General features: G+C 65.4%; 14 protein-coding genes. 10 read left to right on the forward strand and 4 right to left on the reverse strand.

The features are described 5' to 3' along the window. Window positions 1-211: 211 nt before the first annotated feature. Complete coding sequence (gene aceE, locus H3H51_RS01970) at window positions 212-2,857, forward strand: pyruvate dehydrogenase (acetyl-transferring), homodimeric type (protein WP_183087334.1); 2,646 nt, start codon at window positions 212-214, stop codon at window positions 2,855-2,857. Window positions 2,858-2,868: 11 nt separating this feature from the next. Next, entirely contained in the window at window positions 2,869-4,533 is a 1,665-nt protein-coding gene (aceF, locus tag H3H51_RS01975) for a dihydrolipoyllysine-residue acetyltransferase (RefSeq protein WP_183087335.1), read from the forward strand. Window positions 4,534-4,984: 451 nt separating this feature from the next. Here the strand turns inward: aceF and H3H51_RS01980 are convergent, their stop codons facing one another. Then, window positions 4,985-5,515 carry a hypothetical protein gene (locus H3H51_RS01980; protein WP_235981268.1) on the reverse strand — a complete coding sequence of 177 codons (531 nt, stop codon included), beginning with the start codon at window positions 5,513-5,515 and terminating at the stop codon, window positions 4,985-4,987. 79 nt (window positions 5,516-5,594) lie between these two features. Here H3H51_RS01980 and H3H51_RS01985 point away from each other — a divergent pair, with 79 nt between their 5' ends. Together H3H51_RS01985 and msrA are read left to right on the forward strand one after the other, a co-directional pair. Further along, the gene (locus H3H51_RS01985; protein WP_183087336.1) at window positions 5,595-8,297 is read left to right on the forward strand and encodes a bifunctional diguanylate cyclase/phosphodiesterase; all 2,703 of its coding nucleotides are present in this window, start codon (window positions 5,595-5,597) and stop codon (window positions 8,295-8,297) included. Window positions 8,298-8,421: 124 nt separating this feature from the next. Beyond that, entirely contained in the window at window positions 8,422-9,069 is a 648-nt protein-coding gene (gene msrA / locus H3H51_RS01990; RefSeq protein WP_183087337.1) for a peptide-methionine (S)-S-oxide reductase MsrA, read from the forward strand. 64 nt (window positions 9,070-9,133) lie between these two features. On the opposite strand, the gene H3H51_RS01995 is transcribed toward msrA, so the two are convergent. After that, a complete protein-coding gene (locus H3H51_RS01995) occupies window positions 9,134-10,735 on the reverse strand; it encodes a malate:quinone oxidoreductase (RefSeq protein ID WP_183087338.1) in 1,602 nt (533 codons plus the stop codon). Between the two features lie 417 nt (window positions 10,736-11,152). Between H3H51_RS01995 and H3H51_RS02000 the strand changes: the two genes are divergently transcribed. Next, window positions 11,153-12,247: a methyl-accepting chemotaxis protein gene (locus H3H51_RS02000; protein ID WP_183087339.1), complete on the forward strand. Its 1,095-nt coding sequence runs from the start codon at window positions 11,153-11,155 to the stop codon at window positions 12,245-12,247. On the opposite strand, the gene H3H51_RS02005 is transcribed toward H3H51_RS02000, so the two are convergent. Continuing rightward, on the reverse strand, window positions 12,197-13,033 hold the full coding sequence (locus H3H51_RS02005) for a 23S rRNA (adenine(2030)-N(6))-methyltransferase RlmJ (RefSeq protein WP_183087340.1): 837 nt from the start codon (window positions 13,031-13,033) through the stop codon (window positions 12,197-12,199). The genes H3H51_RS02000 and H3H51_RS02005 overlap by 51 nt on opposite strands. Before the next feature lie 171 nt (window positions 13,034-13,204). On the opposite strand from H3H51_RS02005, the gene H3H51_RS02010 reads away from it, so the two are divergent. The 4 genes from H3H51_RS02010 (at window position 13,205) to selO (ending at window position 22,145) form a co-directional block, all read left to right on the forward strand. Further along, window positions 13,205-15,007 carry an acyl-CoA dehydrogenase gene (locus H3H51_RS02010; protein WP_183087341.1) on the forward strand — a complete coding sequence of 601 codons (1,803 nt, stop codon included), beginning with the start codon at window positions 13,205-13,207 and terminating at the stop codon, window positions 15,005-15,007. Between the two features lie 328 nt (window positions 15,008-15,335). Beyond that, window positions 15,336-17,084 (forward strand): potassium/proton antiporter, encoded by a 1,749-nt coding sequence (locus H3H51_RS02015; protein ID WP_183087342.1) that lies wholly within the window; start codon window positions 15,336-15,338, stop codon window positions 17,082-17,084. 139 nt (window positions 17,085-17,223) lie between these two features. After that, a complete protein-coding gene (gene mscK, locus H3H51_RS02020) occupies window positions 17,224-20,607 on the forward strand; it encodes a mechanosensitive channel MscK (protein WP_183087343.1) in 3,384 nt (1,127 codons plus the stop codon). Window positions 20,608-20,684: 77 nt separating this feature from the next. After that, on the forward strand, window positions 20,685-22,145 hold the full coding sequence (gene selO, locus H3H51_RS02025) for a protein adenylyltransferase SelO (RefSeq protein ID WP_183087344.1): 1,461 nt from the start codon (window positions 20,685-20,687) through the stop codon (window positions 22,143-22,145). Between the two features lie 189 nt (window positions 22,146-22,334). Here selO and H3H51_RS02030 read toward each other — a convergent pair whose 3' ends face one another. After that, window positions 22,335-23,582, reverse strand: coding sequence for an MFS transporter (locus H3H51_RS02030; protein ID WP_183087345.1), 1,248 nt, complete (start codon window positions 23,580-23,582; stop codon window positions 22,335-22,337). Window positions 23,583-23,782: 200 nt separating this feature from the next. On the opposite strand from H3H51_RS02030, the gene H3H51_RS02035 reads away from it, so the two are divergent. Beyond that, the gene (locus H3H51_RS02035; protein WP_183087346.1) at window positions 23,783-24,760 is read left to right on the forward strand and encodes a sulfite exporter TauE/SafE family protein; all 978 of its coding nucleotides are present in this window, start codon (window positions 23,783-23,785) and stop codon (window positions 24,758-24,760) included. Window positions 24,761-24,934 lie beyond the last annotated feature (174 nt).

The raw sequence follows: 24,934 nt of genomic DNA on the forward strand, positions 1-24,934 counted from the left end.
TGCCGCAGGCAGGAGGCGCGTTCCAGCGTTCAGGCAATGTAGTTTTACTACTAAAGAATGTGTCCCAGGCGCTGCATTGGCCGTCTTTTTGTAGTAAAACTACAGACCGCCGGTAGAACCCCGGCCGAAACGACTTCAACGATGCCCGCCCAAAAAGCGTGCACGAGCCCAGGCTTCCGATTCTGGAAGCCTTTCCGCCCTGGAGCAAGCCATGCAAGACCTCGATCCCGTCGAAACCCAGGAATGGCTGGACGCCCTTGAGTCCGTCCTCGATAACGAGGGTGAAGACCGCGCCCACTACCTGATGACCCGCATGGGTGAGCTGGCCACCCGCAGTGGCTCGCAGCTGCCGTATGCGATCACCACGCCGTACCGCAACACCATCCCGCTGACCCACGAAGCACGCATGCCTGGCGACCTGTTCATGGAACGCCGCATTCGCTCGCTGGTGCGCTGGAACGCGCTGGCCATGGTCATGCGCACCAACCTGAAAGACTCCGACCTGGGCGGTCACATTTCCAGCTTCGCCTCCTCGGCGACGCTGTACGACATCGGCTTCAACTACTTCTTCCAGGCCCCCACCGAGGATCACGGCGGCGACCTGATCTTCTTCCAGGGCCACGCCTCCCCCGGCGTTTACGCCCGTGCGTTCATGGAAGGTCGCATCAGCGAAGAGCAGATGAACAACTTCCGCCAGGAAGTCGATGGCCAAGGCCTGTCGTCCTACCCGCACCCCTGGCTGATGCCGGACTTCTGGCAGTTCCCCACCGTATCCATGGGCCTGGGCCCGATCCAGGCGATCTACCAGGCGCGCTTCATGAAGTACCTGGAAGCGCGCGGCTTCATCCCGGCCGGCAAGCAGAAGGTCTGGTGCTTCATGGGCGACGGCGAGTGCGACGAGCCGGAATCCCTCGGCGCGATCTCCCTGGCGGGCCGCGAGAAACTCGACAACCTGATCTTCGTCATCAACTGCAACCTGCAGCGCCTCGACGGCCCGGTACGCGGCAACGGCAAGATCATCCAGGAACTCGAAGGCGTGTTCCGTGGTGGCGGCTGGAACGTCAACAAGGTGGTCTGGGGCCGTTTCTGGGACCCACTGCTGGCCAAGGACGTCGACGGCATCCTGCAGCGCCGCATGGACGAAGTCATCGACGGCGAATACCAGAACTACAAGGCCAAGGACGGCGCGTTCGTCCGTGAGCACTTCTTCAACTCGCCGGAACTCAAGGCGATGGTTGCCGACCTGTCCGACGACGAGATCTGGAAGCTCAACCGCGGCGGTCACGACCCGTACAAGGTCTATGCGGCCTACCACCAGGCGGTCAACCACAAGGACCAGCCAACCGTGATCCTGGCCAAGACCGTCAAGGGCTATGGCACTGGCGCCGGTGAAGCGAAGAACACCGCGCACAACACCAAGAAGGTCGATGTCGACAGCCTCAAGCAGTTCCGCGACCGCTTCGACATCCCGGTCAAAGACGACGAGCTGGAAAGCCTGCCGTTCCTCAAGCCGGAAGAAGGCAGCGCCGAAGCGCGCTACCTGAGCGAGCGCCGCACCGCGCTGGGCGGTTTCGTGCCGCAGCGCCGCGCCAAGAGCTTCAGCATCCCGACGCCGCCACTGGACACCCTCAAGGCCATCCTCGACGGCTCCGGCGACCGTGAAATCTCCACCACCATGGCCTTTGTGCGCATCCTCGCGCAGCTGGTCAAGGACAAGGACATCGGCTCGCGCATCGTGCCGATCATCCCGGACGAAGCCCGTACCTTCGGTATGGAAGGCATGTTCCGCCAGTTGGGCATCTACTCCTCGGTCGGCCAGCTCTACGAGCCGGTGGATAAAGACCAGGTGATGTTCTACCGCGAGGACAAGAAGGGTCAGATTCTCGAAGAAGGCATCAACGAAGCCGGCGCCATGAGCTCCTTCATCGCCGCAGGCACTTCGTACTCCAGCCACAACCAGCCGATGCTGCCGTTCTACATCTTCTACTCGATGTTCGGCTTCCAGCGCATTGGCGACCTGGCCTGGGCTGCCGGCGACAGCCGCACCCGTGGCTTCCTCATCGGCGGCACCGCCGGGCGCACTACGCTCAACGGCGAAGGCCTGCAGCACGAAGACGGCCACAGCCACATGCTGGCCGCGACCATCCCCAACTGCCGCACCTATGACCCGACCTACGGCTATGAGCTGGCGGTGATCATCCAGGACGGCATGAAGAAGATGACCGAGGAGCAACAGGACGTCTTCTACTACATCACCGTGATGAACGAGTCCTACCAGCAGCCGGCCATCCCGGAAGGTGTCGAGGCCGGCATCATCAAGGGCATGTACCTGCTCGAAGAAGACAAGAAGGAAGCCGCGCACCACGTGCAGCTCCTCGGTTCCGGCACCATCCTGCGTGAAGTGCGCGAGGCGGCGAAGATCCTGCGTGACGAGTTCAATGTCGCCGCTGACGTGTGGAGCGTCACCAGCTTCAACGAACTGCGCCGCGACGGCCTGGCCGTGGAGCGCAGCAACCGCCTGCACCCGGGCCAGAAGCCCAAGCAGACCTACGTCGAAGAGTGCCTCAGCGGCCGTAAAGGCCCGGTGATCGCCTCCACCGACTACATGAAGCTGTTCGCCGAACAGATTCGCCAGTGGGTGCCGAGCAAGGAATTCAAGGTTCTGGGCACCGACGGCTTCGGCCGCAGCGACAGCCGCAAGAAGCTGCGCCACTTCTTTGAAGTGGACCGCCACTGGGTCGTCCTGGCCGCGCTGGAAGCCCTCGCCGACCGCGGTGATATCGAACCCAAGATCGTGGCCGAGGCCATCGTCAAGTTCGGCATCAACCCCGACAAACTCAACCCACTGGACTGCTAAGGAGCGAAACGATGAGTGAATTGATTCGCGTACCCGACATCGGCAGCGGTGAGGGTGAAGTTATCGAGTTGTTCGTCAAGGTTGGCGACCGCATCGAGGCCGACCAGAGCCTGCTGACCCTGGAATCGGACAAGGCCAGCATGGAAATCCCCGCGCCGAAAGCCGGCGTGGTGAAGAGCCTGAAAGTGAAGCTGGGCGATCGCCTGAAAGAAGGCGACGAACTGCTCGAGCTGGAAGTCGAGGGGGCCGCAGCCGCAGCACCCGCAGCGCCTGCTGCCGCCCCGGCTCCGGCCGCCGCGCCACAAGCTGCTGCAGCGCCAGCCCCAATTGCCGCGCCCGCCGCTGCGGCAAGCAGCAGCGTGCAGGACATTCATGTGCCGGATATCGGCTCGACCGGTAAAGCCAAGATCATCGAAATCCTGGTCAAGGTCGGCGATACGGTCGAAGCCGACCAGTCGCTGATCACCCTGGAGTCGGACAAGGCCAGCATGGAAATCCCCTCGCCGGCTGCCGGCGTGGTGGAAAGCATCGGCGTCAAACTGGAAGACGAAGTTGGCACCGGCGACTTCATCCTCAAACTGAAAGTCGCAGGCGCATCAGCCGCTCCGGCAGTTGCACCCGCAGCCGCTGCACCGGCTGCCGCCAGTGATGTACACAAAGTGCCAGAAGGCGCTCACCCCGCCGTTGTCGCCGAAGTCAGCGCGATTGCCTCACTGGCAGCCGCAGCCGCCAGCGTTGCTGCCGCGCCCAAGCGCGATGGTGCCAAGGTGCATGCCGGCCCTGCCGTACGCATGACCGCACGGGAATTTGGCGTCGAACTGGCTGCCGTGACCGGCACCGGGCCGAAGGGCCGCATCCTCAAGGAAGACGTGCAGGCCTACGTGAAGGCCATGATGCAGAAGGCCAAGGAAGCGCCAGCCGCTGGCGCAACCGGCGGAGCCGGTATCCCGCCGATCCCGGCGGTCGATTTCAGCAAGTTCGGTGAAATCGAAGAAGTGGCGATGACTCGCCTGATGCAGGTCGGCGCCGCCAACCTGCACCGCAGCTGGCTCAACGTGCCGCACGTGACCCAGTTCGACAACGCCGACATCACCGAGCTGGAAGCCTTCCGCGTCGCGCAGAAAGCCGTGGCGGAAAAGGCCGGGGTCAAGCTGACCGTGCTGCCACTGCTGCTGAAAGCCTGCGCCTACCTGCTCAAGGAACTGCCGGACTTCAACAGCTCGCTGGCCCCCAGCGGCAAGGCGATCATCCGCAAGAAATACGTGCACATCGGCTTCGCCGTCGATACCCCGGACGGCCTGCTGGTGCCGGTGATCAAGAACGTCGATCAGAAGAGCCTGCTGCAACTGGCCGCCGAAGCCGCCGCCTTGGCGGAAAAAGCGCGCACCAAGAAGCTCTCGGCTGACGATATGCAGGGTGCCTGCTTCACCATCTCCAGCCTCGGCCACATTGGCGGCACCGGCTTCACGCCGATCGTCAATGCACCGGAAGTGGCGATCCTCGGCGTGAGCAAGGCAACCATGCAGCCGGTATGGGACGGCAAGGTCTTCCAGCCGCGCCTGACCCTGCCGCTGTCGCTGTCCTACGACCACCGGGTAATCAACGGTGCAGCCGCCGCGCGCTTCACCAAGCGCCTGGGCGAGGTGCTCGGCGACATCCGCACCATGCTGCTCTGATTCAAACGCTGTGCCTGGAGGCCGCTGGCCTCCGCCCCCTCGGCCCCGTCGTTTGGCGGGGCTTTTTTATGGCTATGTCCCAATAGCGTGTTGCGTCATCTAACGAGCCGCCTCCCGTGCTGCCGAATGCCTCTGGATTCCCGCCTGCGCGGGAATGACGGAGTGGGTGGGACGACGATGTGCCACAACCCCCTACCTCTCATTCCCGCGCAGGCGGGAATCCAGCTCGGTGCTGAGCGAGCGAGGGGCAACACGCTATTGGGACATAGCCTTTTTTATGGGCCAGGGAAAAGCTCAGACTGACCAGGAGCGTAAACAACGTAGGAGGGGCCTTGGCCGCGACCTTGCTGCGGCCCCGCAATCGCGGCCAAGGCCCCTCCTACGCCCAGACCGAAGCACCTGCGAATAAAGAAAAGCCCCGCCAAAACGGGGCCCCTCACCCAGCTGCCAATCAGCTCTTCTGCAGATTGCGAATCAGAAAGCTGATCGCTTTGGCCAGGTCCGCCGCGCCCTGGTGATCACGCAGCACGCTGATCCACGGGCTGCCATCGGCCGGATTCTGCAGGGTGCAGACGATCCCGCTGGGTGGGCAGTCGTAATGGATGTAGGGGTCCAGGCCGAATACCGAGAGTTTCTGGTTGCGCACCGCCAGGGCCATGCCCTGCTGCGCCCGCGATTCCTCGCGCACCACCAGTTCACCCGGCCCGGCCACGCTGAGCTGGTAGCGCAGGTCGCTGCGCTGGGTCTTGCCGACCTGGTAGGCGGCCGTCAGCGCATAGGTGTCGAGCAGCGCATTGCTGTGCGCCAGCAGCGCCGTGCGCTCGTTCTTGGTCAGATAAAGTCGCTTGAGCTCGGCCAGGTAACGCGCCTGCTCCTCCCCGCTCAGCTGGGCTTGCTCCGCCAATACCGGTGTAGCAGCCACGCCGCCCAACGCCACCAACAGCAACAACCCGCTCAGTCTTCTTGTCAGTCCCAGCCGCATGATGCACCCTTGCCGAACTTGATTGATGTCATGGGCAATACCTGCCCGCTGCAGCAGCATACTGGAAGCCAGTCGTTCGATGAAAAGCCATCCCGATGCCGCCAGCCGTACGGCGGCCGAGGTTGTGACGCAGTTGCCAGTGCCCTCACGGCTCGGGATGCTGCGCTTCGAGCGCTTGAACGAACCGAGCTGGAGCCTGCTGTTCCTCGACCCTGCCTGCGAACGCCAGCTTGGCGTCGCCGCCAGCGACCTGTGCGCCCTGATCGACTCGCCCTTCGCCAGCCTGATGGAGCCGGAAGCCCGCTACCGGCTGCACGATGAGGTACAGCAGCAGGTCGCCCAGCACGGGCACTACAGCGTGCACTACCGCCTGCATGCACCCGACGGCGCGCTGCAGTTGCTGGAAGTCGGCGAGCCCTATCAGCTGCATGGCCGCCAGTTGCTGCGCGGCTACCTGCTGGTCACCCCAAGCCACGAGGATGGCGAGCAGGTGACGCAGCGCCAGCATGACCTCGAAGTGCAGAACACCAAGCTGCAGGCGTCCCTGGAGCTGTATCAGCGTTCCCAGGAAGAACACCTGCAGCACCTGATCCGCTCGCGCGCCCAGCAGAGCCTGATCGTGCGCCTGGCGCGCCATCGCTACAGCGCCAGCGACCCGCTGCGCGAAGCCGCCGAGCTGATCACCCAGGCCGCCAGCGAAGCCTACGACGTCGCCCGCGCCAGCATCTGGCTGCTGGATGACGAAATGCTCGAACCGGTGGCCCTGTACCGCCGCGACATCGACCGTCACGAGCTGCCTGCACGCATCGACGCCGGGCGCTTCCCGCGCTACCTGGATGCCCTGCACGGCGGCCGCGCCATCGATGCCCACGACGCGCAGAAAGACCCGCGCACCCGCGAACTGACCCAGCAACTGCTCAAGCCGCAAGGCATCGTCGCCCTGCTCGACGCCAGCATCCGCATTGGCGGCGAGGTGGTCGGCGTGCTGTGCCTGGAGCACGTCGGCGCGCCGCGCGTGTGGCAGACCGATGAAGTGGCCTTCGCCGGCGAGCTGGCCGACCAGTTCGCCCAGGTCATGAGCAACCAGCAGCGGCGCACCGCCACCAGCGCCCTGCATTTGTTCCAGCGCGCCGTCGAGCAGAGCGCCAGCGCCTTCCTGCTGGTGGACCGCGACGGCCGGGTGGACTACGTCAACCCGAGCTTCACCTCGATCACCCAGTACAGCGCGGACGATGTCTGCGGCCGCCGCCTGTCCGAGCTGCCGGCCCTGGAAAACCTCGGCGACCTGCTGTTCGACCCGCAGTCCAGCCTGGCCGAGCGCAGCAGCTGGCAGGGCGAGTTCCGCAGCCGGCGCAAGAACCTCGAGCCGTACTGGGGCCAGCTGTCGCTGTCCAAGGTGTACAACGATGACGGCGAGCTGACCCACTACATCGGCATCTACGAAGACATCACCCAGAGCAAGCTGGCCCAGCAGCGCATCGAGCGCCTGGCCTACAACGACAACCTCACCGGGCTGGGCAACCGCCCGTACTTCATCCGCAGCCTGGAAGAGCGTTTCACCCGCGCCAATGGCCAGGGCTTCTGCCTGCTGCTGGTGGACATCGACAACTTCAAGCGGATCAACGACAGCCTCGGCCACCAGACCGGCGACAAGCTGCTGATGAGCCTGGCGCGGCGCCTGCGCAACAGCCTCAAGCGCAACACCTGCCTGGCGCGCTTCGCCAGCAACGAATTCGCCGTACTGCTCGACGGCGCCGACGAACAGGGCGGCCTGCGCCTGGCGGCGGAAATCCTGCAGACCCTGGACAAGCCGCTGTTCGTCGACAACCAGCTGATCAACGTCACCGGCTCGGTCGGAGTGGCCTGCGCGCCCGAGCACGGCGCCGACCCGCACACCCTGATGAAGCACGCCGGCCTGGCGCTGCACAAGGCCAAGGCCAACGGCAAGAACCAGGTCCAGCTGTTCACCGAGGCGCTGAATGCCGAGGCGCATTACAAGCTGTTCGTCGAGAACAACCTGCGCCGCGCACTGACCCAGAACGAGCTGGAGGTCTACTACCAGCCCAAGCTGTGCCTCAAGACCGGCCAGCTCACCGGCCTCGAAGCCCTGCTGCGCTGGCAGCACCCGGACAAGGGCATGATCAGCCCGGACCAGTTCATCAGCGTCGCCGAGGAAACCGGCCTGATCATCCCGATCGGCAAATGGGTCGCGCGCCAGGCCTGCCGCGCCAGCCAGGAGCTGGCCGCACGCGGCATGGGCCAGGTGCAGGTGGCGATCAACCTGTCGCCCAAGCAGTTCACCGACCCCGACCTGGTCGGCTCGATCGCCGCAATCCTCGACGAGGAGCAGATGCCGCCGCACCTGCTGGAGCTGGAGCTCACCGAAAGCCTGCTGCTCGAAGGCAGCGACGACACCCGCCAGCAGGTCGCACGGCTCAAGGCCCTGGGCCTGACCCTGGCGATGGACGACTTCGGCACTGGCTACTCGTCGCTCAGCTACCTGAAGAAATTCCCGATCGACGTAATCAAGATCGACCGCAGCTTCATCAAGGACATCCCCGAGAACCAGGACGACATGGAAATCACCGCCGCAGTGATCGCCATGGCCCACAACCTGCGCCTCAAGGTGGTCGCCGAAGGCATCGAGACGGCGGCCCAGCTGGCCTTCCTGCGCAAGCACCATTGCGACGTCGGCCAGGGTTTCCTGTTCGACAAGCCGATCCCCAGCAGCGAGCTGGTGGACAGCCTGCGCCGCTATCCCTGCCGCGGGGCCGGCAACTGAGCCAGCCGACCAACGGCCGCCCAGCGTTGTAATTCGCCCGGATGATCCGGGTCTATCTATCAGCTTCGACCGCGCCAGCCGCGGAGTAAGCTATGCCCACGCCGCCACCGTACAGGAGCAGATCATGGTTCTGCGTTCGCAAATCCTCGCCCACAAACTCGAACTGCCGACGGCCGAACAGGCCCTGCCCGGCCGCGCCGAGCCGTTAGCGGTGCCCGCCAGCCATTACGTCAACGGCAACCCGCTGACCCCGCCCTTCCCGGCCGGCCTGCAGCAGACGGTGTTCGCCATGGGCTGTTTCTGGGGTGTCGAGCGGCGCTTCTGGCAGCAGCCGGGCGTGTGGAGCACGGCGGTCGGCTATGCCGGCGGCCATACGCCCAACCCGACCTACGAGGAAGTCTGCTCCGGGCTGACCGGGCATACCGAAGTGGTGCTGGTGGTGTTCGACCCGCAGCAGACCCGCTTCGAGGCCTTGCTCAAGGTGTTCTGGGAAGGACACAACCCGACCGTGGGCATGCGCCAGGGCAATGACATCGGCACCCAGTACCGTTCTGCCATCTACTGCGCCGACGCCGTCCAGTTGCAAGCCGCCGAGGCCAGCCTGGCCGTGTTCCAGGGCGAACTGGAAAAGGCCGGCGTCGGCCCGATCACCAGCGAAGTCCGCCTGGCGCCGACCTTCTACTACGCCGAGGCGTATCACCAGCAGTACCTGGCGAAGAATCCGGGCGGTTACTGCGGTCTGGGTGGCACCGGGGTGTGCCTGCCAGCCTGAAGCTGGCTAACCCGAGCATCACGCAACAACAAGCCCCCAGAACAGGGGGCTTGTTGTTTGCGGCTTACAGCGCGGCGTTCGCCGCTTCGTCAGTAACCGGCGCCTCGGGCGCTACCGGCACGAAGGTCAGCTGCAGACGCTCGCTGCTCCAGGCGCGGATGCGGTTGGTCAGCTCCAGGTCGCTGTTCAGCTTCTGCCCGTAGGACGGGATGATCTGCTTCAGGCGCGTCTGCCACTCGGGCGACTTCATCTGCTCCTTGAAGGTCTTTTCCAGCACGCCGAGCATGATCGGCGCCGCCGTCGATGCACCCGGCGAAGCGCCGAGCAGCGCGGCGATGCTGCCATCGGCGGAACTCACCACCTCGGTGCCGAACTGCAGGATGCCGCCGTGCTCGGCGTCCTTCTTGATCACCTGCACGCGCTGGCCGGCAGTGATCAGCTCCCAGTCCGCGTCCTGGGCGCTGGGGAAATACTCGCGCAGGGCGTCCATGCGGTCGTCCTGGCTGAGCATCAGCTGGCCGAGCAGGTAGCGGCTCAGGTCCAGGTTATCCCAGCCGGCATGGCTCATCGGCCCGACGTTGTCGCTGCTGATGGCGGCGAACATGTCCCACAGCGAACCGTTCTTCAGGAACTTGCTGGAGAAGGTGGCGAAGGGCCCGAACAGCAGCACCTTGTGGCCATCGATGACGCGGGTGTCGAGGTGCGGCACCGACATCGGCGGCGAACCGACCGAAGCCTTGCCGTACAGCTTGGCCTGGTGCTGGGCGACGATGTCCGGGTTGCGGGTCATCAGGAACTGGCCGCCCACCGGGAAACCGGCGTAGCCGTCGGCCTCGGGGATGCCGGATTTCTGCAGCAGCGGCAGGGCCGCGCCACCGGCGCCGATAAACACGAACCGCGCGTTGATGCTGGTTTCCCGCTCGCCGTTGGCCAGGTCGGCCACCCGCACGTTCCAGGTGCCGTCGGCGTTGCGGGTGAGGTCACGCACCTCATGGCTCAGGTGCAAGGTCACACCGTCGCGCCGGGTCAGCGAGCCGACCAGTTGCTGGGTGATCTCGCCGAAGTTGACGTCGGTGCCAATCGGCATGCGCGTGGCGGCAACCTTCTGCGCGGGGTCGCGATCGGCCATCACCAGCGGCACCCACTGGGCGATCTGCGCCGGGTCCTCGGAATACTCCATGCCGCGGAACAGGTTGCTGTGCTGCAGCGCCGCATGGCGCTTCTTCAGGTAGGCGATGTTGTCGTCGCCCCAGACGAAGCTCATGTGCGGCACGTTATTGATGAAGGACCGGGGCTCTTTCAGCACGCCCTGCTCGATCTGGTAGGCCCAGAACTGCTTGGAGATCTCGAACGACTCGTTGATGCCGACGGCCTTGCTGATGTCGATGCCGCCATCGGCGGTTTCCGGGGTGTAGTTCAGCTCACAGAAGGCCGAGTGGCCGGTGCCGGCGTTGTTCCAGGCGTTGGAACTCTCGTCGGCGACCTGGCCCATGCGCTCGTAAATGTCGATGCTCCAGCCCGGCTCCAGCTCATTGAGGTAGGTGCCGAGGGTAGCGCTCATGATGCCGCCGCCGATCAGCAGCACATCGACGGTTTTCTCCGCCTTGGGCGGTTGCGAGCAACCCGTCGCCAGCAGGCAGACGAACATCAGTAGAATTTTTTTCATGGTGAATGGGCATTCCCAGTTATGCGGTTGGCAAGGCAAATCGACGGCATCCCCGCGAACGGGCCGCGCTTTCTGAGGCGTGGTCTGGCGCTCGATCGGTAGAAGGGCGTCGCGACTCATGCCGGGGTGAGGCAAAAGGTCGCGTTCCCTTTAGCAAATCCGATGCCCGCTTGCCGAGCGCCCTATTCCGGGCCTCTGCGCCGTATGCAGGCACGCATCTGGCCGGTTCTCGCCACCCGCGTGGCGAAATACCGCCAACTCGCCGGCACCCGCGGGCCCCTGCCGCACGCGGCAGGCAGGCGCTAAACTGCCATCAATCAGCCAGCACGGAGCCACCTCCGGGCCGCCACAGCAAAGGCTACCTAAACTCTGCCGAACGCTTGCCCGTTCGCCAATAAGAAGTCCCCAAGGCTATCCATGCACAACCCGCGCTTTTCCGATATCCACGAGATCCCGCCGAAAGCCTTCAGTGCCTCCGCCCTGGCCCTGCAGGTCACGCCCTGGCTGCTGGTGGGCGCGGCGGCCTGGGGCGGCCTGCCGCTGTGGATCTGCCTGTTCTGCGGCGTCTGCCTGAGCCTCGGCCTGCTGCCGGCGCTGGCCACGGCCACGCACTGGCGCGCGCTGATGCAGCCGCGCCCGGGTGTCGCCGAGCCGGCCAGCTGGGTCGCCCCGCTGGCCACCGACCTCGACGCTCAGGGTGAACGGCAACGGCAACTGCTCGACCAGCTGCAGCGCCAGCTCAGCGCGCAAACGCAGGCACAGCACCAGCAGTGGCAAGCGTTTCACGAGCAGATGCAGCGACATGCCAGCGCCGCCGAGCAATGGTTGGCGCCCCCGCATGGCCACGGCCATGCCGCGCAGCCGGACAGCCACCAGGCGCTCAGCGGCCTGGCCGCCAACCTGCAACAGACCCGCGCACAGGCCGGCGAGCTGGCCGAGCGCATGCAGGCGATCACCCAGCAGGGCGAAACCGTCCTGCGCGCCACCGATGACATGGACTCGATCGCCAAGCAGACCAACCTGCTGGCCCTGAATGCCGCCATCGAGGCGGCGCGGGTCGGGGACAGCGGGCGCGGCTTTGCCGTGGTCGCCGACGAAGTACGCGCCCTGTCCAGCCGGTCCACGGAATTTTCCCAGGCCATCCGCAGCACGGTCGGCGGCATGCTCGACGCACTGCAGCAGGCCGCGAGCCAAGCGGGCCAACTGGTCCAGGCCGATCAGGGCGAAGTGGACGATGCCAGCCGGCAGATCGCCGCCCAGCTGGCGGCACTCACCGAGCAACACACCCAGGCCCGTAACAACGCGACCCACCTGGCGGGCCTGCTGCAAGAGCTGGCGCAGCGCAGCGGCGCCATCAGCCCGCCAGCAGACGAGGCGAGCGCGCTAGTGACGCAATTGCAGCAACAGGACCGGCAGCAGGCCGAGCTGATCGAACAGTTGCGCCAGCAGGCCGTCAGTGCCTCACTCGGCGATCAGCCAATCCATTCGCCAATTACCCTGGCTCTGCGCTAGCTTGCCGGCCAGCCAGGGCAACAGCTGCTTGAGTTCGTCTTCCAGGCCCCATGGCGGGTTGGCGATGACCAGCCCGGAACCGCTCAGGCGGCTGGCGTCGTCCGCCGCGTGGACGAACAGCTCGACGCGCAGCAGCTTCGGCGCGCTGGATTTCTCCAGGCTCTGGTAGAAACGCTTGAGCTGACGCTCATCCTTGATCGGGTACCAGATGGCCACGACCGTCTGGCGCATGCGGCCGATGGCTTCGTCCAGCGCGGTGACGCAGCGCTCCAGCTCGTCGGCCTTTTCGAACGGCGGGTCGATCAGCAGCAGGGCGCGTTTCTCCGCCACCGGCAGCAGGGCACGCGGCACATGCCAGCCCTCGCCCAGGTGCACCGCCACGCGGTAGTCGCCGCGCATGTTGTCCTTGAGCAGTTGGCCGTCTTCCGGGTGTTTCTCGTTGAGCAGCACGCGGTCCTGCAGGCGCGTCAGCTGACGCGCCAGCTCGGGCGAGCCGGGGTAGTAGCGCAGCTGGTCGTCCGGGTTGAGCGCACGCAGCACGCCGATGTAGTCGGCCGTCAGCTCGGGCAGGTCCGGCGCATCCCACAGGCGGGCGATGCCTTCCAGCCACTCGCCGGTACGGCTGGCCTGGTCACCCTTGAGGTCATACAGGCCGACGCCGGCATGGCTGTCGAGGCAGACGAACGGCGCTTCCTTGCGCGACAGCAGGGCGATGATGCGGCTCAGGGTGATGTGCTTGAGCACGTCGGCATGGTTGCCGGCGTGGAAGGCGTGACGGTAGTTCATGGCAATTGTTCCTCGCGAGGCGCGGATTGTAGCCCGTATGCCACACGCGAGGCATGGCAGCGCGCCCTCGCGGCTTCTACAAGGTTTGGCGGCTTTATCACGCTTATGGATGTTGCTAGGCAACCTTTATTCACCGACCTAGACTCGAGCCATTCCACCGGAGATCCATCCATGTCCGAGACCCTGCTCAGTTCCCGCAACCTGGCCTTCGAGCTCTACGAAGTGCTGGATGCCGAAGCCCTGACCCAGCGCGAGCGCTTCGCCGACCACAACCGCGAGACCTTCGATGCGGCGATCGGCACCGCCCGCGGTATCGCCGAAGAGCTGTTCGCTCCGCACAACCGCAAGAACGACGAGCACGAGCCACAGTACGTGGACGGCGCCGCGGTGCTGATCCCGGAAGTCGAACCGGCCCTGCGCGCCTTCCATGAGGCCGGTTTCCTCAATGCCACACGCGACTTCGAAGCCGGCGGCATGCAACTGCCCAACCTGCTGTCGCAGGCCTGCTTCGCCCACTTCCAGTCGGCCAACTGCGCCACCAGCTCCTACTCGATGCTGACCATGGGCGTGGCCAACCTGATCGACGCCTTCGGCAACGACGAGCAGAAGCGCACCTACCTGCAACCGATCATCGACGGCCGCTTCTTCGGCACCATGGCTCTGACCGAGCCACACGCCGGTTCGTCGCTGTCGGACATCCGCACCAAGGCCGAACCACACGCCGACGGCAGCTACCGGATCAAGGGCAACAAGATCTTCATCTCCGGCGGCGACCAGCCGATCTCGGAGAACATCGTGCACATGGTCCTGGCCAAGCTGCCGGACGCACCGCCCGGGGTGAAGGGCATCAGCCTGTTCATCGTGCCGAAGTTCCTGGTGAATGAGGACGGCTCACTGGGCAAGCGCAACGACGCCTTGCTGGCCGGTCTGTTCCACAAGATGGGCTGGCGCGGCACCACCTCCACCGCGCTGAACTTCGGCGATAACGACGACTGCGTCGGCTACCTGATCGGCAAGCCGCACCAGGGCCTGTCGTACATGTTCCAGATGATGAACGAGGCGCGCATCGGCGTCGGCATGGGCGCGGTGATGCTCGGCTACGCCGGCTACCTGTACTCGCTGGACTACGCCCGCAACCGTCCGCAGGGCCGTCACCCAGATGGCAAGGACCCAACCGCCATGCAGGTGTCGATCGTCGAGCACGCCGATGTGCGGCGCATGCTGCTGACCCAGAAGGCCTACGTCGAAGGCGCCTTCGACCTCGGCCTGTATGCCGCGCGCTTGTTCGACGACACCGAGACCCTGGAAACCGAGGAGCAGCGCAAGACCGCCCTGGAACTGCTCGACCTGCTCACGCCGATCGTCAAATCCTGGCCGTCGGAGTTCTGCCTGAAGGCCAACGAACTGGCGATCCAGATCCTCGGCGGCCACGGCTACACCCGCGAATACCCGGTGGAGCAGTACTACCGCGACAACCGCCTCAACCCGATCCACGAAGGCACCCACGGCATCCAGTCGCTCGACCTGCTGGGCCGCAAGGTCTCGATGAACGGCGGCGCGGCGCTCAAGCAACTGGTCAAGCTGATTCAGGGTACCTGCCAGCGCGCCGAGGCCCACGCCTCGCTGAACGAACTGCGCCAGCCGCTGGAGCAGCTGCTGGCTCGCCTGTCGGCGGTGACCCTGGCCTTGCTCGGCGACCTGATGGCCGGCAAGGTCAACCAGGGCCTGGCCAACTCGGCGCTGTACCTCAAGGTGTTCGGCCATATGGTCATCGGCTGGCGCTGGCTGGAACAGGCTATCCGTGCCGAAGAAGGCCTGGCCAAAGGTGATGCCAGCGATGCCGACTTCTACCGCGGCAAGCTGCAGGCCGCGCGCTACTTCCTGACCTGGGAAGTGCCGAGCTGTCACCACGACCTGGCCATCCTCGAAGCCCGCGACGGCACCTGCCTGAACATGCAGGACGCCTGGTTCTGATTCAACGCCTCTTCCCTTTTATGCCCCGCGCACATGCGGGGCTTTTTTTGCCTGGAACAAAGCGGCTCACTGCGCGCAGCGGGTAGCCCGGACTTCAGTCCGGGAACTGGACCCGAACCCCGGACTAAAGTCCGGGCTACCGTCAGCAGGAGGCCGTTGAGCAAACCACAGAGATCGGAGACCTGGCCTAAGCAGCTGATTCATCTACAAAAGAACGCCCCGCACATGGCGGGTGTTTTTTTGACAGACGGACAAAGGCACGGGTTATCATCCGGCATGAACCCTGCTTAGCAGCGTCACCCCTCGCCCATTCGCCCGGAGTACGCCCTTGGACGCCAGCACCATCAATAGCCTGTTTCTGGTCGGCGCATTGCTGGTGGGCGCGAGCATCTTGATGAGCTCGGTCTCCTCGCGCCTGGGCATCCCGATCCTGGTCATCATCCTCGCCGTGGGCATGATCGCCGGCGTCGATGGCCCCGGCGGCATCGGCTTCAACAACTACCCGCTGGCCTACCTGGTGGGCAACCTGGCATTGGCCATCATCCTCCTCGATGGTGGCTTGCGTACCCGCGTGTCGAGCTTCCGCGTGGCGCTGTGGCCGGCGCTGTCGCTGGCCACGGTCGGCGTCCTGATCACCACTGGCCTGACCGGCATGGCCGCCGCCTGGCTGTTCGACCTGAACATGATGCAGGGCCTGCTGATCGGCGCCATCGTCGGCTCCACCGATGCCGCGGCGGTGTTCTCCCTGCTCGGCGGCAAGGGCCTCAACGAACGGGTCACGGCGACCCTGGAAATCGAGTCCGGCAGCAACGACCCGATGGCCGTGTTCCTCACCGTGACCCTGATCGACATGCTCGCCAAGGGCCAGAGCGACGTCAGCTGGAGCTTCCTCGGCCACCTGCTCAGCGAGTTCGGCATCGGCGCCCTGCTCGGTCTCGGCGGCGGCTGGCTGCTGCTGCAACTGATCAACCGCATCAGCCTGCCCAACGGCCTGTACCCCCTGCTGGTGGTCAGCGGCGGCCTGATGGTCTTCGCCCTGACCAACGCCATGCACGGCAGTGGCATCCTCGCCGTGTACCTGTGCGGCCTGGTGCTGGGCAACCGACCGATCCGCTCGCGCCACAGCATCCTGCACATGCTCGACGGCATGGCCTGGCTGGCGCAGATCGGCATGTTCCTGGTACTCGGCCTGCTGGTCACCCCGCACGATTTGTTGCCGATCGCCATTCCGGCACTGGGCCTGGCGCTGTGGATGATCATCTTCGCCCGCCCGCTGTCGGTGCTGATCGGCCTGTACCCGTTCCGCGCCTTCCACGACCGCGAGAAGGCCTTTATCGCCTGGGTCGGCCTGCGCGGCGCGGTGCCGATCATTCTCGCCGTGTTCCCGATGATGGCCGGCCTGGAGCACGCCCAGCTGTACTTCAACCTGGCGTTCTTCATCGTCCTGGTCTCGCTGCTGCTGCAAGGCGCCAGCCTGCCGTGGGCGGCCAAGCTGCTGCGCGTCACCGTACCGCCGGAGCCGGCACCGATCTCCCGCGCCGGCCTGGAAGTGCACGCGACCAGCGAGTGGGAAATGTTCATCTACCGCCTCGGCCCGGAAAAATGGTGCATCGGCGCGCCGCTGCGCGAGCTGAAGATGCCCGAAGGCACCCGCGTTGCCGCGCTGTTTCGCGGTGCCGAGCTGCTCCACCCGTCCGGCAGTACCACCCTGGAAGCGGCCGACATTCTCTGCGTGATCGGCCACGAGCATGACCTGCCGAGCCTCGGCAAACTGTTCAGCCAGGCCCCGCAGCGCAGCGCCGACCTGCGCTTCTTCGGTGATTTCGTACTGGAAGGCGATGCCCAGCTCAGCGCCGTCGCGGCGCTCTACGGCCTCAAGCTGGAAGGTGCCGAAGGCCAGCTACACCTGGGCCGCTTCATTGCCCATCAAATTGGCGGCCAGCCGATTGTCGGCGACCAGGTGGAATGGAATGGCCTGACCTGGACAGTCGCGGTGATGGACGGCAACAAGGTACGCAAAGTGGGCGTGCGCTTCCCCGAAGGCCAGGCCAAGCCCGGCCCCGGCCTCTTTCTCTAAGTTCGCCATTTCCGCCGCGCCCGCAACTCGGGCGCGGTGCAGCGGTCCTAGACGCGAAGCGCCAGCCGCGTCACCCCACGGACATGCGGCCGTGGCATATCATTAGCCGCACTATTTTCACGAGCTGTCGACCCCGACCATGTCTTTCCTGCGCCCCGTCCTGATTGCCGCCCTCCTCGGCCTGAGCCTGACCACCGCCCCGCTGCACGCCGCCGCAGCCCCGGAAGCCAAGAGCATCCAGGCCAGCCTCGATGGCCTGGCCGAGCGCAAGCTGCCCGAAGCCGAACTGAACGCGCTGAAGCAGAAGTTCGAGCAGACCCTCGATTTTCTCGCCAAGCGTGACGACAGCGAACAGCGCCTGAGCGAGCTCAAGGTTCAGCTGCGTGACGCACCGCGCCTGATCAGCGACGCCCAGCGCGACCTGGAACGCCTCAACGCCACCCCGACTACCGATTTCACCGTGCGCTACGGCAAATCCTCGGTGGAGCAGCTGGAAAGCATGCTCAGCGAGCGCAGCAACCAGCTCAGCACCTGGCAACAACAACTGACCGATGCCAACAGCCTGATCATCACCGCGCAAACCCGCCCGGAGCGCGCCCAGGCCGAGATCAGCAGCAACCAGACGCGGATCATGCAGATCAACAATCTGCTCAAGGTCGGCAAGGAAGCCGGCAAACCCTTCGGTAGCGAGCAACGCGACCTGCTCAGTGCCGAGGCCGCCGCGCTGCAGGCGCAGAGTGAGCTGCGCCGCCAGGAACTGGCCGGCAACAACCTGCTGCAGGACCTCGGCAACAGCCGCCACGACCTGCTCAGCGAGCGCATCCGCCGCCTGGAACAGGAAAACCTGGCGCTGCAGACGCTGATCAACGAGAAGCGCCGCGCGCAATCCGAACAGACCGTCGCCGAGCTGTCCCGCGAGGCCGAGAAGGCCGACCCGGACAGCCTGCTGGCCAAGGAGAACCAGACCAACCTGAAGCTCTCCGACTACCTGCTGGGCACCACCGAGCACCTCAACGAGCTGACCCGCAAGAACCTCGAAACCAAGCAGCAACTGGATAACGTCAACCAGAGCACCCAGGCCCTCAGCGAGCAAATCGAAGTGTTGCAGGGCAGCCTGCTGCTGGCCAAGATCCTCTACCAGCAGAAGCAGGCCCTGCCGAAGATCAGCGTGGACACCAACCTGGCCGACACCATTGCCGATATCCGCCTGTACCAGTTCGAGATCAACCAGCAACGCGACCTGTTGAAGAACCCCGAGCTGTACATCGAGCAGGCCCTGGCCAAACTGCCGCCCGAGCAAATCACCGATGCCTTGCGCAAGGAAATGGCCGGCCTGACCGACACCCGCAAGGAACTGCTGGAGCGCCTCAACCGCGAGATGAGCGCCGCGCTCAACGAATCGATCACCCTGCAACTCAACCAGAAGCAACTGCAGAGCACCGCCGCCAGCCTGCGCGCCACGCTGGATGAGCAGATGTTCTGGATTCCCAGCAACAAACCGCTGGATTTCGCCTGGCTGCACCAGGCGCCGAACTTCCTCAAGGCGCAGCTGGAAGCCGTGCAATGGGGCTCGGCCGTGCGCGAGCTGGGTGAAGGACTGGTCGACCGACCGTGGGTGTTCATCCCCCTGCTGTTGCTGATCGGCGTCCTGCTGTGGCGGCGTAGCTGGCTGTACAGCAAGCTCGGCGCGCTGCACGAAGACATCGGCCACTACAAGCACGACAGCCAGCTGCACACGCCGCTGGCCCTGCTGATCAACATTCTGCTGGCCCTGCCGGTGACCCTGTTCCTCGCCTTCGGCGGCCTGGCGCTGATCCTCGACGCACGCGGGCAGAACACCAACCTGGGCATGGCCCTGCTGCAAATGGCGCAGACCTGGCTGGTGTTCTACACCGTCTACCGCATCCTCGCGCCGGGTGGCGTCGGCGAGTTGCACTTCCGCTGGCAGCGCCCGCAAGTAGCCTTTCTCAGCATCCAGGTGCGCCGCCTGGGCCTGGTGGTAATGGCCCTGGTCGCTGTGGTTACCGTGGCCGAGCACCAACCGGCGGCGCTGGCCGAAGATGTGATCGGCGTGGCCGTGGTGCTGACCTGCTTTGCCCTGATGAGCTGGCTGCTCAGTCAGTTGCTGCTGTCCGGGCCAATGCGCGAGAACACCTCGCCCTTTCGCATGCTGATTGGCATGGCCTTCACCGCACTGCCCGTCGCGCTGATCATCGCCGTGGGCTTCGGCTACTACTACACCGCGCTGAAGCTCACCGATCGCCTGATCGACACCCTCTACCTGCTGATGCTCTGGCTGGTGCTGGAAGCCGCCTTCGAACGCGGCCTCAGCGTGGCCGCCCGGCGCCTGGCCTACCAGCGCGCCCTGGCCAAGCGCCAGGCGCAGCCCAAGGAAGGCCCGGAGGGTAGCGAGAGCGTGGTCGAGGAGCCGACCCTGGACATCGACCAGGTCAACCAGCAGTCCCTGCGCCTGATCCGCCTGGCCCTGCTCAGCGGCTTCATCGTGTGCCTGTACTGGGTCTGGGCCGACCTGCTCAGCGTGGTCACCTACCTGGACAACATCACCCTCTACCAGTACAGCAGTGGTACCGGCGACGCCGCGACCATGGTGCCGCTAAGCCTGCTCGACCTGCTCGGCGGCCTGGTGATCGTCGCCATCACCGTGGCCCTGGCCAGCAACCTGCCCGGCCTGCTGGAAGTGCTGGTGCTGTCGCGCCTGTCCCTGGCCCAGGGCAGCGCCTACGCCACCACCACCCTGCTGTCGTATGCAATCAGCGGCATCGGCTTCGTCATGACCCTGTCGGTACTCGGCGTCAGCTGGGACAAGCTGCAGTGGCTGGTGGCCGCGTTGTCGGTGGGCATCGGCTTCGGCATGCAGGAGATCTTCGCCAACTTCATCTCCGGCCTGATCATCCTGTTCGAACGCCCGGCACGTATCGGCGACGTGGTGACCATCGGTAACCTGTCCGGCACGGTGAGCAAGATCCGCATTCGCGCCACCACCATCACCGACTTCGACCGCAAGGAAATCATCGTCCCGAACAAGACCTTCGTCACCGACCAACTGGTCAACTGGTCGCTCAACGACACGGTTACCCGGGTCATCATCAAGATCGGTGTGGCCTACGAGACCGACCTGGAGCTGGCGCGCAAGCTGATGCTGCAGGCTGCCAACGAGAATGCGCGGGTGCTGCGCGACCCCGAGCCGGCGCTGTACTTCCTGACCATCAGCGCCAGCACTTTCGACTACGAGCTGCGCTTCCATGTGCGCGAGCTGGGTGACCGCAACGCCTCGACCGACGAGATCCTTACCCAGATCGCCCTGAGCTTCCGCGAGCACAACGTGGAAATGGCCTTCAACCAGGTCGACGTGATGATCAAGAACCTGCATGGCCAGGAGCTCAACCTGACCACCGGGCAGATGGTCGCCGCCACCGCGGCCGCCGATGCCCAGCAGAAGCTGCTGACGCCGGCCGTCACCACCACGCCGACTGGCGCACCGCCGGCCATCGACCCGAGCTGACCGCTCACCGGGGCCGGCAATGCCGGCCTGATCCGCCTTTCAGCGCCGGGCGCCCATAGCCCGGCTGGAGCCTGGCCGTGAAATCGCTTATCGAGCTGCACTTCGACAACCGCTTCGCCCGCCTGGGCGATGCCTTCTCCACCAGCGTGCTGCCCGAGCCCATCGCCGAGCCACGCGTGGTGGTCAGCAGTGCAAGTGCCATGGCGCTGCTAGACCTCGACCCGGCCGAGGCCGACAGCCTGGTGTTCGCCGAGCTCTTCGCCGGGCACAAGCTGTGGGGCGACGCCGAGCCACGGGCGATGGTCTATTCCGGGCACCAGTTCGGCAGCTACAACCCGCGCCTGGGCGATGGCCGCGGCCTGCTCCTCGGCGAGGTGCTGAACGACGCCGGCGAGCACTGGGACCTGCACCTCAAGGGCGCCGGGCAGACGCCCTGGTCGCGCATGGGCGACGGCCGCGCGGTGCTGCGCAGCTCAATCCGCGAATTCCTCGCCAGCGAATACCTGTACGCCCTGGGCATCCCCACCAGCCGCGCCCTGTGCGTCACCGGTTCGAGCACGCCGGTGTGGCGCGAGAAGCAGGAAAGCGCCGCCATGGTCCTGCGCCTGGCGCCAAGCCATGTGCGCTTCGGCCACTTCGAATACTTCTATTACACCAATCAGCACGAGCGCCTGCGCGAGCTCGGCGAGCATGTGCTGGCCTGCCACTTTCCCGACTGCCTGGCGCAACCCGAGCCCTATGCCGCGCTGTTCCAGGAAGTGCTCGAGCGCAACGCCGCGCTGATCGCCCAATGGCAGGCCTACGGTTTCTGCCACGGGGTGATGAACAGCGACAACATGTCGATCCTCGGCATCACCTTCGACTACGGCCCCTACGCCTTCCTCGACGACTTCGATGCCCAGCACATCTGCAACCACTCCGACGACACCGGGCGCTACAGCTTCAGCAACCAGGTGCCGATCGCCCAGTGGAACCTCGCCGCCCTCGGCCAGGCGCTGACACCCTTCGTCGAGGTCGAACAACTGCGCGCCAGCCTGGAGCTGTTCCTGCCGCTGTACCAGGCGCACTACCTGAGCCTGATGCGCAAGCGCCTGGGCCTGACCACGGCGGAAGATGGCGACCAGGCGCTGGTCGAGCGCCTGCTGCAACTGATGCAGGGCGGCGCGGTGGACTATCAGCTGTTCTTCCGCCGCCTCGGCGAGCAGGCACCGGCCGATGCCTTGCGCGTGGTGCGCGATGACTTCATCGACCTGGCCGGCTTCGACCAGTGGGGCGCCGACTACCAGGCGCGCGTCGAGCGCGAAGGCGGTAGCCAGGCCGAGCGCCAGTCACGCATGCACGCGACCAACCCGCTCTACGTGCTGCGCAACTACCTGGCGCAACAGGCCATCGAAGCCGCCGAGCGTGGCGACTACGGCCCCGTGCGCGAGCTGCATGCCGTGCTCAGCCAGCCCTTCGTCGAGCAGCTGGGCAAGGAGCGCTACGCCGAGCGCCCGCCGGAGTGGGGCAAGCACCTGGAGATCAGTTGCTCGTCATAGCCCTGTAGAGCGGGTGATGCCCGCGTGTGGCTGACACGGGTTTCACCCGCCCTTCCCGCGATTTAGCTGGCGTAGTCTGGGTAGAACCGCGCAGCGGTGAAACCCAGCACGCGGGTGTAGGGTGGATGACGCTCCAATAACCTCGCTCGGTGGATCGGTGAAGCATGATCCATCCCAGGTTGTTACCCGTCAGGCCGTAGCCACCCGCCGCGCCCGCAGGAAATACCACAGCACCAGCCCGAGCATCGCCGCCGCCAGCACCCCAGCGCTGACAAACAGTCCCTGGTAACCGAGCAGCTTGGCCAACACCCCGCTGCAGGCGCCCACCACACCGGCCAGCAGCAACTGCGTACTGGCCTGCAGGGTGAAGTCCGCGCCCTCGTGTTCGGGGCGGCACAGGCTCATCATCACGGCGAACAGGGCGACGGTGGACATGCCATCAGCCACCTGCTCGAACAGGCACAGCGCATAGACCAGCAACGGCTTGCCGCCCGCCCCCACCAGCAGCGCCATGCCGGCGATACCCAGCGCCTGCAGCGCACCGAAGCCGAGCAGCGAGCGCAATGCACCCAGGCGCGCATACAGCAAGCCGCCGAGCAGCGCGCCGCCGATCCCGGTCAGGCTGCTGATCAGGGTCAGCTGGCCCAGCGCGGCGGTATCCCAGCCCTGGTCCACCAGCATCGGCTTGATCATCGGCGAACCCAGGGCATCGCCGAGCTTGAAGGTCAGCACCACCAGCAGCCAGGCAAGCATGCCCGGTTGCGCCAGCAGGCCACGGTAGTGGCGCAGCAACAGACCGGGGCCAGGCGGTTCCGCCAGGGCTTCGTGGCGGGGCAGCAGCTCGCGCTCGCGGAAACGCCAGATCGGCAGGGTCAGCAGTAACAGCCCCAGCGCCAGCAATGCGGCAGACAGATTCCAACCCAGGGGCCCAATCAGCAACAGCAGGCCGCTACCGCTGGCCAGCATGCCGACCTTGTAGCCGCCCACCTGCAAGCTGTTGCCCAGGCCGCGCCAGCGTGCCGGCAACAGGCGCACGGCCAGGCCATCGGTGGCCACGTCCTGGCTGGAGGCGGCCAGGTTGATCAGCAGCAGAAGCCCCAGCAGCAGCCAGATGCCGCTGCCGAACAGCAACTGCGGCGCCAGCAATGCCAGGCCAGCCAGGCAAACAATCACCACCGTCTGCAACGGCAGGATCCAGCCGCGGTGATGGCCGAGTCGGCGCGAACCCATCCGGTCGATCCACGGCGCCCAGAGCACCTTGAGCAGCCAGGGCAGCGCCAGCAACTTGAGCAGGCCGATCAGGCCCAGGTCGACGCCATGCTGGCGCAGCAGCACCGGCAGCGAATGCGCCACCAGCCCGGACGGCAGCCCTTGGGCGCAGTACAGCGAGGCCAGCAGAATCAGAGTGGTATTACTGGGTCGGTCGCTGGCGGTCATGCATGGGCGCTCGGGAAGGAGGACGCCCAGCGTAGGGTGGCCCAGCGAGCCGGGCAACTGGGGAATCGCGACCTATCAACAAAACAAAAATGAATATAAACCTGCTCAAACATTCTTAGACTCTCTAAGAAAAGCCGCTTATCTTTGCCCGCTGCTTTATTCCAGCCTGTTCTACCACCCGCTGTCAGGCGCCTCACTGCATGAAAATTCGCGATCTCGACCTCAGCTCCAGCCCGCTCAACGCCGAGCACGAAGCGCTGGGTCTGCCGCCCGTAGAAGACTACGTCAGCCACCCAGACAACCACCCGGTCCTGCGCGCCGCGATGTGGGCTGCCGTGCTGATCCTGATCAGCCTGCTCGGCACCCTGGCCTGGCGCCTGTTCTTCGGCGACAACGGCGGCCACAGCGGCCTGGAAATCATCGAGACGACCCTCAACAGCCCGGCCTTCTGGAGCGCCGTAGCCGTCGGTTTCTTCGCCCAGATGATCGACGGCGCCCTGGGCATGGCCTACGGCATCACCGCCACCACCTTCCTGCTCAGCGCCGGCGCCTCGCCGGCCGCTGCCAGCGCCAGCGTGCACATCGCCGAAGTGTTCACCACCGGTCTGTCGGGCATTTCCCACGTCAAGCTGGGTAACGTCAACAAATCGCTGTTCCTGCGCCTGCTGCTGCCGGGCATCATCGGCGCGGTGCTCGGCGCCGTGCTGATCACCCAGTTCGACGGCCAAGTGCTGAAGCCCTTCATCTCCGCCTACCTGCTGCTGATGGGCCTGTACATCCTGAGCAAGGCCTACCGCCATGTGAAACAGCGCCGGGAGCCCAAACACGTGGCCAAGCTGGCGCTGTTCGGCGGCTTCGTCGACGCCGCCGGCGGCGGTGGCTGGGGCCCGGTGGTCACCAGCAGCCTGCTCGGCTCCGGCAGCGACCCGCGCACCACCATCGGCTCGGTCAACTTCGCCGAGTTCTTCCTGACCATCTCCAGCGCCACCTCGTTCATCCTCCTGGCGGGCGAGCCGAACACCTGGATGATGGTTGCCGGCCTGGTCTTCGGCGGCCTGTTCGCCGCGCCGTTCGCCGCACTGCTGTGCCGCAAGCTGTCGGCACGCACCCTGTTGACCATCGTCGGCTGCCTGATCACCCTGATCAGCGCCTACAACATCTACATCGCCCTGGCCTGATCGGCCCGAGCCCTTGCTTTCCCTCCTCAATGCCTCCATCTAGGCGGTATTGAGAACCTGTTCGAAGTCTCGCGAGCTAGAGCCATGCAAGGCAAAAGCAGGCGAGGAAGCGGAGTTTACGAGCTGTAAATGAGCATTCCGAGCCTGTTTTTAACGCAGCAGGGCCGACGCGCA

Source organism: Aquipseudomonas ullengensis (genome assembly GCF_014174475.1).
Taxonomy (GTDB): domain Bacteria; phylum Pseudomonadota; class Gammaproteobacteria; order Pseudomonadales; family Pseudomonadaceae; genus Aquipseudomonas; species Aquipseudomonas ullengensis.